Raw genomic sequence first — 13,262 nt, forward strand, 5'->3', positions numbered from 1 at the left:
CCATGCTGCGCACCGCGAGTACGCTGATCAGAACTGTGCGGCTTCGGTGGAGCCGGTCAGCGCGGTGACCGACGAGCTGCCGCCCTGAATCACCGTAGTGATGCGATCGAAATAACCGGTGCCCACTTCCTGCTGATGCGCAGAGAAGGTGTAGCCGCGTTCGCGTGCGGCAAATTCCGGCTGCTGCACCTTTTCCACGTAGTGGCGCATACCTTCGCCCTGCGCATAAGCGTGCGCGAGGTCGAACATGTTGAACCACATGCTGTGAATGCCGGCCAGAGTGATGAACTGAAAGCGGTAGCCCATCTCGCTCAGCGCCTGCTGGAAGCGGGCAATGGTGCGATCGTCGAGATTCTTCTTCCAGTTAAACGAAGGCGAGCAGTTGTAAGCCAGCAGCTTGCCGGGATACTGCGCGTGAATCGCCTCGGCGAAGCGCTGCGCCAGCGCCAGATCCGGCGTGGAAGTTTCGCACCACAGCACATCGGCATATGGCGCATACGCCAGGCCGCGGGCAATCGCCTGTTCGATACCGGCATGGGTGCGGAAGAAACCTTCAGCGGTCCGTTCCCCGGTGATAAACGGCGCATCGCGTTCGTCGCAATCGGAGGTAATCAGATCGGCAGCGTCGGCATCGGTACGCGCAATCAGCACCGTGGGCACATCCATCACATCGGCCGCCAGCCGCGCCGCCACCAGTTTCTGAATCGCTTCCTGCGTCGGCACCAGAACTTTGCCGCCCATGTGCCCGCACTTCTTCACTGCCGCCAGCTGATCTTCAAAGTGCACCGCGCCGGCACCGGCCTGAATCATCGCTTTCATCAGCTCAAAAGCATTGAGCACCCCGCCAAATCCGGCTTCCGCATCGGCGACAATCGGCAGGTAATAATCGATAAAGCCGTCATCGTCCGGCGACAGTCCGCTCGCCCACTGGATTTGATCGGCGCGCTGAAAACTTTGGTTAATACGTTCCACCACGTTCGGCACCGAATTGACCGGATACAGCGACTGGTCCGGATACATCTGCCCGGCCAGGTTTGCATCGGCCGCCACCTGCCAGCCGGAGAGATAAATCGCCTCAATGCCGGCTTTCGCCTGCTGCACCGCCTGTCCGCCGGTCAGGGCACCGAGGCTGTTGATATAGCCTTTGCGCGCGTCACCGTTCAGGAGTGCCCACAGCTTTCTCGCGCCGCGATCCGCCAGCGTGCAGGCGGGATTAACGGAGCCGCGCAGGTTAATGACCTCTTCGGCGCTGTAAGGACGGGTAATGCCCTGCCAGCGTGATGCCAGCCAGCTGTTTTCCAGTTGAGCGATCTGTTGGGTACGATTTGACATAGCAGTATCTCCAGAGTCAGGGCAGCAGGCGGTAGCCCGGCAGGGTGAGGAAAGGAACCAGTTGTTCGTCGGTGGTGATTTGCGCCATCAGCGCAGCCGCATCTTTGTAGCGACCGGCGTCAAAGCGCGTGTCACCCAGGCTGTGGCGCAGGGCCGCCAGCTCTTCATCCAGAAACTGTTCGAACAGCGCGGCGGTCACCAGCTGACCATCGCTGAGGATTTGCTTGTGGTGAATCCACTGCCAGATGGAGGTGCGGGCAATCTCCGCGGTAGCGGCATCCTCCATCAGCCCATCAATCGGCACGCAGCCATTGCCGCTGATCCACGCTTCCAGATACTGCAGCGCAACGCGGATGTTGGCGCGCATCCCGGCTTCGGTGCGCTGACCACGGCACGGGCGCAGCAGGCGCTCGGCGGTGATCGGCGTATCCTGTTCACGACTGACGTGCAGCTGATTGGGGCGATCCCCCAGCTGGCGGTCAAACTCCGCCATGGCGATGTCTGCCAGGCCAGGATGCGCGACCCAGGTACCGTCATGGCCGTTGCCCGCTTCACGCGCCTTATCCTCCTGCACTTTCTGCATCACCCAGGCGTTGCGTTCAGCGTCTTTGGCCGGGATGAGCGCCGACATGCCGCCCATCGCCAGCGCACCGCGCCGGTGGCAGGTTTTGATCAGCAGGCGCGAATAAGCCTCGAGGAACGGCTGGTCCATGCTGATCTGCTGACGATCCGGCAGAATGCGGTCACCATGCTGGCCCAGCGTTTTGATGTAGCTGAAGATGTAATCCCAGCGACCACAGTTGAGGCCAACCACGTGATCGCGCAGTTCCCACAGGATCTCATCCATCTGGAATACCGCGGGTAGCGTCTCGATCAGTACCGTGGCTTTGATGGTGCCGCGCGGCAGATCGAAACGATCTTCACTGAAGCGGAAGATTTCCCGCCACCATGCCACTTCCGCCGCATGCTCGGTTTTCGGCAGATAGAACCACGGACCGTGGCCCTTCTCCAGCAGCGCGGTGACGTTGTGAAACAGATAGAGCGCAAAGTCGAATAACCCGCCGGGAATGGCCCGATCGCGCCACTCAACATGCTTCTCATCCAGATGTAAGCCGCGAACCCGGCACATCAGCAGCGCCGGATCGGATCGTAACTGGTAGATCTTGCCGTTTTCGCTGGTGAAGCTCAGCGTGCCGTTAACCGCATCGCGCAGCGCCAGCTGGCCATCAAGCAGTTTTTGCCAGGTCGGTGCCAGCGAATCCTCAAAATCGGCCATGAACACTTTGACGTTAGCGTTCAGCGCGTTGATCACCATTTTGCGATCTGGCGGACCGGTGATTTCGACGCGGCGATCGCGCAGCAGCTGAGGAATGGGCCTCACCTGCCAGTCACTTTGCCGAATGGAAGCGGTTTCCGAATCGAAATCTGGCAACGCCCCCTGATCGTAACGCTGCTGGCGCTGCTGACGCGCTTTCAGCAGACGCTCGCGCTCGGGTGCAAAGCGCACTACCAACGAGTGCAGGAAATCAATGGCTTCGGGCGTCAGCAGCTGCTTCTCCGCGTGGGTAAAGGGCTGGCTAAAGGTCAGTGTCGGGCTGATAACCGTGTCTGTCATGCGGGCTGCCTCCTGGTTTGATCCTTTTTCTAACAACAGGATCGGGCTGTAGGGTGTTTTTTAACCGGCAAGATCAGAGCATAATCATTTTTATTTTAATTTCAAAAACTATTTCCATTTTAGTGTTTATTTGATTTTATTTATCTGATTTAACTGTAATTTAATCTCACGAAATAAAGGCAATACGTTCCATCATAGAAAAAAGGCAAAAAAAGCCGCGACAACACGCGGCTGTCACGGCAGGTTTAAACGCGTTGTTAGCAGGCGTTTTACTCGAGCGTTGGATTCATGTGGCGCAGATCGAATGGCGTAATCTGGTAGACGTAGTAGTTGAGCCAGTTGGAGAACAGCAGGTTGCCGTGGCTACGCCAGGTGGCGCGCGGCGGCAATTCCGGGTTGTCCTGCGGGAAGTAATTGAACGGTACCTCAGGGTGCAGGCCGGCCTCGTAGTCCCGATGGTACTCACCCGACAGCGTAAGAGCGTCATATTCCGGATGGCCAGTGACAAACGCCAGGCGTTTGTCTTTACTCGCCATCAGATAGGCACCGGTGCTCTCTGATTCGGCAAACAGTTCGAGATCGGTGTAGTCGCGGATCAGCTGGCTGGGGAAATCAGCATAACGTGAATGCGGCGCCAGGAAGTTGTCATCAAAACCGCGCGTCAGCAGCGCGTGCGGATGAAGGATCTGATGCTCATAGACGCCAGAAAGCTTGTTCTGTCGCGTCTGTTTAGGAATGCCATACAGGATGTTAAGCGCCGCCTGCACCGCCCAGCAAACAAACAGGGTAGAAGTGACGTGCTCTTTCGCCCAGTGCAGCACGCGCTGAATCTGTGGCCAGTAGGCAACATCATTGAAATCAACCAGCCCCAGCGGCGCGCCGGTGACAATCAGGCCGTCAAAGTTATCGTTAGCGATATCGTCGAAGTTGCAGTAGAAGTTGTTCAGATGCTCGCTTGGTGTGTTGCGCGACTCGCGACTGTCGATGCGTAACAGCTGGACATCGATCTGCAGCGGCGAGTTAGAGAGCAGGCGCAGAAACTGGTTTTCCGTTTCAATTTTTTTAGGCATCAGGTTAAGGATCAACACTTTAAGCGGACGAATCTCCTGAACACTGGCGCGCGATGAGGTCATGACAAAGACATTCTCATTACGCAAAAAATTCACTGCCGGTAATTCGTCGGGGATCCTGATTGGCATAACTTGCTGACCTCTTGCTGTTAACCATATAAACGTTTAGACATCCAGATGCCCGAGATTAGCCTGGCTGCCGCTGGATGTCGAGTCTTCATGCGGTTTATGAAAATGTTTCAGCATTGAACGGCAATAGCCGCGCGCGCCGCGCGGTGAGCAGCAGCAATAAGGTCTGAAAAAGAGCGCGTTAGAATTTTTTCATGATTAAATAAGTTGTTATGGAGGAGGTTTTTGGCGGGAAATTTGCCGGAGTACGGACGTAAAAAAGCCCCGGACTCTCGTCCGGGGCTTTTTTACGGGTTTGATGCCTGGCAGTTCCCTACTCTCGCATGGGGAGGCCCCACACTACCATCGGCGCTACGGCGTTTCACTTCTGAGTTCGGCATGGGGTCAGGTGGGACCACCGCGCTGTTGCCGCCAGGCAAATTCTGTTTTCGTCCGCGTCTTTCGCGCTCTGACTGCGTTGCCCCGCTCGCGCCGCTCAGTCACATACTCGTGTATGCTCCTTCACGTCGTCTCGCGTGCCGCCTTGTCACAGCACAAAATCCACTGGACGTAATCCGGTGAACAAAGCTGAAAATTCTTCTTCGGTCTCTCAGACCAAAACGCCTCTGGCGTTGTAAGGTTAAGCCTCACGGGTCATTAGTACCGGTTAGCTCAACGCATCGCTGCGCTTACACACCCGGCCTATCAACGTCGTCGTCTTCAACGTCCCTTCAGGACCCTTAAAGGGTCAGGGAGAACTCATCTCGGGGCAAGTTTCGTGCTTAGATGCTTTCAGCACTTATCTCTTCCGCACTTAGCTACCGGGCAGTGCCATTGGCATGACAACCCGAACACCAGCGGTGCGTTCACTCCGGTCCTCTCGTACTAGGAGCAACCCCCCTCAATTCTCCAGCGCCCACGGCAGATAGGGACCGAACTGTCTCACGACGTTCTAAACCCAGCTCGCGTACCACTTTAAACGGCGAACAGCCGTACCCTTGGGACCTACTTCAGCCCCAGGATGTGATGAGCCGACATCGAGGTGCCAAACACCGCCGTCGATATGAACTCTTGGGCGGTATCAGCCTGTTATCCCCGGAGTACCTTTTATCCGTTGAGCGATGGCCCTTCCATTCAGAACCACCGGATCACTATGACCTGCTTTCGCACCTGCTCGAGCCGTCACTCTCGCAGTCAAGCTGGCTTATGCCATTGCACTAACCTCCTGATGTCCGACCAGGATTAGCCAACCTTCGTGCTCCTCCGTTACGCTTTGGGAGGAGACCGCCCCAGTCAAACTACCCACCAGACACTGTCCGCAGCCCGGATCACGGGCCTACGTTAGAACATCAAACATTAAAGGGTGGTATTTCAAGGTTGGCTCCACGCAGACTGGCGTCCGCGCTTCAAAGCCTCCCACCTATCCTACACATCAAGGCTCAATGTTCAGTGTCAAGCTATAGTAAAGGTTCACGGGGTCTTTCCGTCTTGCCGCGGGTACACTGCATCTTCACAGCGATTTCAATTTCACTGAGTCTCGGGTGGAGACAGCCTGGCCATCATTACGCCATTCGTGCAGGTCGGAACTTACCCGACAAGGAATTTCGCTACCTTAGGACCGTTATAGTTACGGCCGCCGTTTACCGGGGCTTCGATCAAGAGCTTCTCCTTGCGGATAACCCCATCAATTAACCTTCCGGCACCGGGCAGGCGTCACACCGTATACGTCCACTTTCGTGTTTGCACAGTGCTGTGTTTTTAATAAACAGTTGCAGCCAGCTGGTATCTTCGACTGGCCTCGGCTCCGGGAGCAAGCCCCTTCACCTACGCGCCAGCGTGCCTTCTCCCGAAGTTACGGCACCATTTTGCCTAGTTCCTTCACCCGAGTTCTCTCAAGCGCCTTGGTATTCTCTACCTGACCACCTGTGTCGGTTTGGGGTACGATTTCGTGTTACCTGGAGCTTAGAGGCTTTTCCTGGAAGCAGGGCATCAGTTACTTCACCGCCGTGGCGGCTCGTCGTCACGCCTCAGTGTTAAAGAAGACCGGATTTGCCTGGTCTTCACACCTGCACGCTTAAACCGGGACAACCGTCGCCCGGATAACCTAGCCTTCTCCGTCCCCCCTTCGCAGTAACACCAAGTACAGGAATATTAACCTGTTTCCCATCGACTACGCTTTTCAGCCTCGCCTTAGGGGTCGACTCACCCTGCCCCGATTAACGTTGGACAGGAACCCTTGGTCTTCCGGCGAGCGGGCTTTTCACCCGCTTTATCGTTACTTATGTCAGCATTCGCACTTCTGATACCTCCAGCATGCCTCACAGCACACCTTCAGCGGCTTACAGAACGCTCCCCTACCCAACAACGCCTAAGCGTCGCTGCCGCAGCTTCGGTGCATGGTTTAGCCCCGTTACATCTTCCGCGCAGGCCGACTCGACCAGTGAGCTATTACGCTTTCTTTAAATGATGGCTGCTTCTAAGCCAACATCCTGGCTGTCTGTGCCTTCCCACATCGTTTCCCACTTAACCATGACTTTGGGACCTTAGCTGGCGGTCTGGGTTGTTTCCCTCTTCACGACGGACGTTAGCACCCGCCGTGTGTCTCCCGTGATAACATTCTCCGGTATTCGCAGTTTGCATCGGGTTGGTAAGCCGGGATGGCCCCCTAGCCGAAACAGTGCTCTACCCCCGGAGATGAGTTCACGAGGCGCTACCTAAATAGCTTTCGGGGAGAACCAGCTATCTCCCGGTTTGATTGGCCTTTCACCCCCAGCCACAAGTCATCCGCTAATTTTTCAACATTAGTCGGTTCGGTCCTCCAGTTAGTGTTACCCAACCTTCAACCTGCCCATGGCTAGATCACCGGGTTTCGGGTCTATACCCTGCAACTTAACGCCCAATTAAGACTCGGTTTCCCTGCGGCTCCCCTATGCGGTTAACCTTGCTACAGAATATAAGTCGCTGACCCATTATACAAAAGGTACGCAGTCACCTAACAGGTAGGCTCCCACTGCTTGTACGTACACGGTTTCAGGTTCTGTTTCACTCCCCTCGCCGGGGTTCTTTTCGCCTTTCCCTCACGGTACTGGTTCACTATCGGTCAGTCAGGAGTATTTAGCCTTGGAGGATGGTCCCCCCATGTTCAGACAGGATACCACGTGTCCCGCCCTACTCGTCGGACTCACAACTCATGCATCTTCGTGTACGGGGCTGTCACCCGGTATCGCGCGACTTTCCAGACGCTTCCACTGATGCACAAGCTGATTCAGGTCCTGGGCTGCTCCCCGTTCGCTCGCCGCTACTGGGGGAATCTCGGTTGATTTCTTTTCCTCGGGTTACTTAGATGTTTCAGTTCCCCCGGTTCGCCTCGTTTGACTATGTATTCATCAAACGATGATGCACAGAGTGCACCGGGTTTCCCCATTCGGACATCGACGGCTGTAGCGGTTCATATCACCTTACCGTCGCTTTTCGCAGATTAGCACGTCCTTCATCGCCTCTGACTGCCAGGGCATCCACCGTGTACGCTTAGTCGCTTAACCTCACAACCCACAGGCGTTTATCTGTCTGCCGTAACGGCTGCGCGTAAAGAATGCGTCGTTGCGCGGTGCTCGCCATGCTCACGTACGTCAGTACGCTCCGCTGGCTGTGCGCCGGCGCGCCTTGCCTTCTTTACTGCTCGCTCGCTACTGCATCACAGTTGCTTGTAAGCTGTAAGCTTTTGAGAGACTCGAACGCATCGTAAATTTCATTCTTATTACGGAGAATGAATACGACGCGTCGTTTCAAATTTTCAGCTTGTTCCGGATTGTTAAAGAGCAAATACTTCGCAGCATACTTAATCAGCACACTCTGAAGTATTATCGGTAACGCCTTTCACTCATTACCAGCAAGTGGCGTCCCCTAGGGGATTCGAACCCCTGTTACCGCCGTGAAAGGGCGGTGTCCTAGGCCTCTAGACGAAGGGGACACTGAAGTCTCTTTCGTAAGACGCTTTGCTCATTACTTTTTCATCAGACAATCTGTGTGAGCACTTCGCGGGAAGGTATCTTCAGGTAAGGAGGTGATCCAACCGCAGGTTCCCCTACGGTTACCTTGTTACGACTTCACCCCAGTCATGAATCACAAAGTGGTAAGCGCCCTCCCGAAGGTTAAGCTACCTACTTCTTTTGCAACCCACTCCCATGGTGTGACGGGCGGTGTGTACAAGGCCCGGGAACGTATTCACCGTAGCATTCTGATCTACGATTACTAGCGATTCCGACTTCATGGAGTCGAGTTGCAGACTCCAATCCGGACTACGACGCACTTTATGAGGTCCGCTTGCTCTCGCGAGGTCGCTTCTCTTTGTATGCGCCATTGTAGCACGTGTGTAGCCCTGGCCGTAAGGGCCATGATGACTTGACGTCATCCCCACCTTCCTCCGGTTTATCACCGGCAGTCTCCTTTGAGTTCCCGGCCGAGCCGCTGGCAACAAAGGATAAGGGTTGCGCTCGTTGCGGGACTTAACCCAACATTTCACAACACGAGCTGACGACAGCCATGCAGCACCTGTCTCAGAGTTCCCGAAGGCACCAAAGCATCTCTGCTAAGTTCTCTGGATGTCAAGGCCAGGTAAGGTTCTTCGCGTTGCATCGAATTAAACCACATGCTCCACCGCTTGTGCGGGCCCCCGTCAATTCATTTGAGTTTTAACCTTGCGGCCGTACTCCCCAGGCGGTCGACTTAACGCGTTAGCTCCGGAAGCCACGCCTCAAGGGCACAACCTCCAAGTCGACATCGTTTACGGCGTGGACTACCAGGGTATCTAATCCTGTTTGCTCCCCACGCTTTCGCACCTGAGCGTCAGTCTTCGTCCAGGGGGCCGCCTTCGCCACCGGTATTCCTCCAGATCTCTACGCATTTCACCGCTACACCTGGAATTCTACCCCCCTCTACGAGACTCAAGCCTGCCAGTTTCAAATGCAGTTCCCAGGTTAAGCCCGGGGATTTCACATCTGACTTAACAGACCGCCTGCGTGCGCTTTACGCCCAGTAATTCCGATTAACGCTTGCACCCTCCGTATTACCGCGGCTGCTGGCACGGAGTTAGCCGGTGCTTCTTCTGCGGGTAACGTCAATCGGCGAGGTTATTAACCTCACCGCCTTCCTCCCCGCTGAAAGTACTTTACAACCCGAAGGCCTTCTTCATACACGCGGCATGGCTGCATCAGGCTTGCGCCCATTGTGCAATATTCCCCACTGCTGCCTCCCGTAGGAGTCTGGACCGTGTCTCAGTTCCAGTGTGGCTGGTCATCCTCTCAGACCAGCTAGGGATCGTCGCCTAGGTGAGCCATTACCCCACCTACTAGCTAATCCCATCTGGGCACATCCGATGGTGTGAGGCCCGAAGGTCCCCCACTTTGGTCTCGCGACGTTATGCGGTATTAGCTACCGTTTCCAGTAGTTATCCCCCTCCATCGGGCAGTTTCCCAGACATTACTCACCCGTCCGCCACTCGCCACCCAAAGAGCAAGCTCTTCTGTGCTGCCGTTCGACTTGCATGTGTTAGGCCTGCCGCCAGCGTTCAATCTGAGCCATGATCAAACTCTTCAATTTAAAGTTTGATTTGCTGCAACGAGTGCAGCGATGCTCTGTGAATTAAACTTCGTAATGAATTACGTGTTCACTCAGCAAAGACTTGATATTTTTTAAAGCCCGTAGGCTTGTGATATCAATCCTGCGAGTGCCCACACAGATTGTCTGATAAATTGTTAAAGAGCGGTGCGACGCGGCGTTCGGCCTGCTGTCGCGAGGTGGCGTATATTACGCTTTCCTCCTTCAGAGTCAAACACTTTTTTCAGCGTTTTTCTCCGGCGGAAGTTCTTAACGAAGCTTCCTGTCTACACCGCATTCCGTAAGTCGTTGTGCCGTGTCGATGGAGGCGCATTATAGGGAGTTGTTCGGCACGCGCAACCGCTAAATTCAATAAAAACAATCGTTCGCTGCATTCCACAGCAAAACCCCGCCTTATACCCGGTTACACACAAAGTTATCCACATCTGCAGCCGGTAATAAATTTAGGCGAGCATCGCGCAAACGTTTTCGCTACAATGCCCCGCGACGTCAAGGATGCCCCTTTTGGGGCGTTACCTGAGGTAAATGTTCTCTTCTATATATAGAGAGAGAAAGTTAAGCCTGATGTAACGCTCTTATTTACGCGAAACAAAGCCAAGGGATAAAACCACCATGCAACAACGTCGTCCTGTACGCCGCGCTCTGCTCAGTGTCTCTGACAAAGCCGGTATCCTCGAATTTGCTCAGGCCCTCTCCCATCGTGGTGTTGAGCTGCTCTCCACAGGTGGCACCGCACGCCTGCTGGCAGATGCTGGCCTGCCCGTTACGGAAGTCTCTGACTACACCGGTTTCCCGGAAATGATGGATGGACGCGTCAAAACGCTGCACCCCAAAGTGCACGGTGGCATTCTGGGCCGTCGCGGCACCGATGATGCCATCATGGCCGAGCACGCCATCAATCCTATCGACATGGTGGTGGTGAACCTCTATCCCTTTGCCCAGACCGTGGCGAAAGCCGACTGCAGCCTGGAAGATGCCGTTGAGAACATTGATATCGGCGGTCCCACCATGGTGCGCTCGGCAGCCAAGAACCACAAAGACGTGGCGATCGTGGTGAAGAGCAGTGACTATGACGCGATCATCGCGGAGCTCGATGCCAACGATAATTCACTGACGCTGGAAACCCGTTTCGACCTGGCGATCAAAGCCTTTGAACACACCGCCGCTTACGACAGCATGATTGCCAACTACTTTGGCAGCCTGGTACCGGCCTATCACGGCGAAAGCACCGCGCCGGCTGGCCGCTTCCCGCGCACCCTGAACCTCAACTTTATTAAAAAGCAGGATATGCGTTACGGCGAGAACAGCCATCAGGACGCTGCTTTCTATATTGAAGAGCAAGTCAGCGAAGCGTCGGTCGCCACCGCACAGCAGCTGCAGGGCAAAGCGCTGTCCTACAACAATATTGCCGATACCGATGCGGCATTGGAGTGCGTCAAGGAGTTCAGCGAGCCAGCCTGCGTTATCGTCAAGCACGCTAACCCATGCGGCGTCGCCGCAGGCGATTCAATTCTTGCCGCCTACGAGCGCGCTTATAAAACCGATCCGACCTCGGCGTTCGGCGGCATCATCGCCTTTAACCGCGAGCTGGATGAAGCAACCGCGCAGGCGATCATCAGCCGTCAGTTCGTGGAAGTCATTATTGCGCCATCGGCCAGTGAAGCGGCACTGCGCGTGACCGCAGCCAAACAGAACGTCCGCGTTCTGGTGTGCGGTCAGTGGCAGAGCCGCGTGGCCGGTCTCGACTTCAAACGCGTCAACGGTGGCCTGCTGGTTCAGGATCGCGATCTCGGTATGGTCGATGCCAGCCAGCTGCGCGTTGTCAGCCAACGTCAGCCGACCGAACAGGAACTGCGTGACGCGCTGTTCTGCTGGAAAGTGGCGAAATTCGTTAAATCCAACGCCATTGTGTATGCACGCGACAACATGACGATCGGTATTGGCGCGGGCCAGATGAGCCGCGTTTACTCTGCCAAAATTGCCGGCATCAAAGCCGCTGACGAAGGACTGGAGGTGAAGGGTTCCGCCATGGCTTCCGACGCCTTCTTCCCGTTCCGCGATGGCATTGATGCTGCGGCGGCAGTGGGCATCACCTGTGTGATCCAGCCGGGCGGTTCCATCCGCGATGATGAAGTAATTGCTGCCGCCGACGAGCACGGCATCGCGATGATCTTCACTGACATGCGTCATTTCCGCCATTAATAGCCTGGAGCCGTAACGATGAAAATTTTAGTGATTGGTAATGGTGGACGTGAACACGCGCTGGCGTGGAAAGCAGCACAGTCGCCGCTGGCAGAAACCGTATTTGTTGCGCCAGGCAACGCCGGTACCGCGCTGGAGCCGGCCCTGCAGAACGTGGCCATCAGCGCCACCGATATTCCGGCACTGCTGGCGTTTGCGCAGCAGGAAAACATCGACCTGACCATCGTCGGACCGGAAGCGCCGCTAGTGATTGGCGTAGTCGATGCGTTTCGCGCTGCCGGCCTAAAAATCTTTGGCCCGACGCAGGCTGCCGCGCAGCTGGAGGGCTCAAAAGCCTTCACCAAAGATTTCCTTGCCCGCCAGCAGATCCCGACGGCGGAATACCAGAACTTCACCGAGGTGGAACCCGCGCTGGCTTACCTGCGTGAGAAAGGCGCGCCGATCGTCATCAAAGCGGACGGTCTGGCCGCGGGTAAAGGCGTCATTGTCGCCATGACGCTGGCAGAAGCGGAAGCGGCAGTGCAGGACATGCTGGCCGGCAATGCGTTCGGCGACGCAGGTCACCGCATCGTCATCGAAGAATTCCTTGATGGTGAAGAAGCCAGCTTCATCGTGATGGTGGACGGCGATAACGTCCTGCCAATGGCCACCAGCCAGGATCACAAACGTGTTGGCGACGGCGACACCGGCCCGAACACCGGTGGCATGGGCGCTTACTCACCGGCACCGGTAGTGACCGATGAGATCCACCAGCGCGTGATGGATCAGATCATCTGGCCAACCGTCAACGGCATGAAAGCGGAAGGTAACACCTACACCGGTTTCCTGTATGCCGGTCTGATGATCGACAAAGCCGGTCAGCCGAAGGTGATCGAATTCAACTGCCGCTTCGGCGATCCGGAAACGCAGCCGATCATGCTGCGCCTGCAGTCGGATCTGGTCGCGCTGTGCCTCGCCGCCGTCGACGGCACGCTCGATCAGCAGCAGTCACAGTGGGATCCGCGCCCGTCACTCGGCGTGGTGCTGGCCGCTGGCGGTTATCCGGGCGACTACAACACGGGCGATCAGATCCACGGTCTGCCGCTGGAAGATGTCGCGGACGGGAAGGTATTCCATGCCGGCACCACCCTGAAAGATGACCTGGTGGTGACCAGCGGCGGTCGCGTACTGTGCGTGACTGCGCTGGGTGAAGATGTGGCGGCAGCGCAGAAGAATGCTTACGCGCTGGCGCAGCACATCTCATGGAACGGCAGCTTCTGCCGTAATGATATCGGTTACCGCGCGATTAACCGCAAGTAAGCCCCCGGCGGCGGCCAGCC

At 56.1% G+C, this 13,262-nt stretch carries 5 protein-coding genes, 1 tRNA gene and 3 rRNA genes; 2 read left to right on the forward strand and 7 right to left on the reverse strand.

All coding sequences use genetic code 11. The features are described from left to right. Window positions 1-27: 27 nt before the first annotated feature. The 7 genes from aceA to C1N84_RS17455 all read right to left on the reverse strand — a co-directional run bounded on the left by aceA (window position 28) and on the right by C1N84_RS17455 (window position 9,723). On the reverse strand, window positions 28-1,332 hold the full coding sequence (gene aceA / locus C1N84_RS17425; RefSeq protein WP_104187803.1) for an isocitrate lyase: 1,305 nt from the start codon (window positions 1,330-1,332) through the stop codon (window positions 28-30). Between the two features lie 16 nt (window positions 1,333-1,348). Continuing rightward, entirely contained in the window at window positions 1,349-2,947 is a 1,599-nt protein-coding gene (gene aceB / locus C1N84_RS17430) for a malate synthase A (RefSeq protein WP_150059127.1), read from the reverse strand. Window positions 2,948-3,216: 269 nt separating this feature from the next. Then, window positions 3,217-4,146: a homoserine O-acetyltransferase MetA gene (metA, locus tag C1N84_RS17435; RefSeq protein ID WP_031279798.1), complete on the reverse strand. Its 930-nt coding sequence runs from the start codon at window positions 4,144-4,146 to the stop codon at window positions 3,217-3,219. A gap of 300 nt (window positions 4,147-4,446) precedes the next feature. Next, window positions 4,447-4,562 (reverse strand): 5S ribosomal RNA (gene rrf, locus C1N84_RS17440). A gap of 199 nt (window positions 4,563-4,761) precedes the next feature. Further along, window positions 4,762-7,667 (reverse strand): 23S ribosomal RNA (locus tag C1N84_RS17445). 352 nt (window positions 7,668-8,019) lie between these two features. Then, window positions 8,020-8,095, reverse strand: a tRNA-Glu gene (locus C1N84_RS17450). A gap of 86 nt (window positions 8,096-8,181) precedes the next feature. Continuing rightward, window positions 8,182-9,723 (reverse strand): 16S ribosomal RNA (locus C1N84_RS17455). The 16S, 23S and 5S rRNA genes sit together here with 1 tRNA gene alongside, the layout of an rRNA operon. A 630-nt stretch (window positions 9,724-10,353) precedes the next feature. On the opposite strand from C1N84_RS17455, the gene purH reads away from it, so the two are divergent. Both purH and purD read left to right on the forward strand, forming a co-directional pair. Continuing rightward, entirely contained in the window at window positions 10,354-11,943 is a 1,590-nt protein-coding gene (gene purH, locus C1N84_RS17460) for a bifunctional phosphoribosylaminoimidazolecarboxamide formyltransferase/IMP cyclohydrolase (protein ID WP_104189821.1), read from the forward strand. Window positions 11,944-11,961: 18 nt separating this feature from the next. Continuing rightward, the gene (gene purD, locus C1N84_RS17465) at window positions 11,962-13,242 is read left to right on the forward strand and encodes a phosphoribosylamine--glycine ligase (RefSeq protein WP_150361801.1); all 1,281 of its coding nucleotides are present in this window, start codon (window positions 11,962-11,964) and stop codon (window positions 13,240-13,242) included. The last annotated feature ends 20 nt before the right edge of the window (window positions 13,243-13,262 follow it).

This window comes from Pantoea sp. SGAir0418, assembly GCF_043529865.1.

Bases quoted from the DNA above. Each gene is read 5' to 3' on its own strand.
- aceA (WP_104187803.1), bottom strand. From the start codon at position 1,332: ATGTCAAATCGTACCCAACAGATCGCTCAACTGGAAAACAGCTGGCTG.
- aceB (WP_150059127.1), bottom strand. From the start codon at position 2,947: ATGACAGACACGGTTATCAGCCCGACACTGACCTTTAGCCAGCCCTTT.
- metA (WP_031279798.1), bottom strand. From the start codon at position 4,146: ATGCCAATCAGGATCCCCGACGAATTACCGGCAGTGAATTTTTTGCGT.
- purH (WP_104189821.1), top strand. From the start codon at position 10,354: ATGCAACAACGTCGTCCTGTACGCCGCGCTCTGCTCAGTGTCTCTGAC.
- purD (WP_150361801.1), top strand. From the start codon at position 11,962: ATGAAAATTTTAGTGATTGGTAATGGTGGACGTGAACACGCGCTGGCG.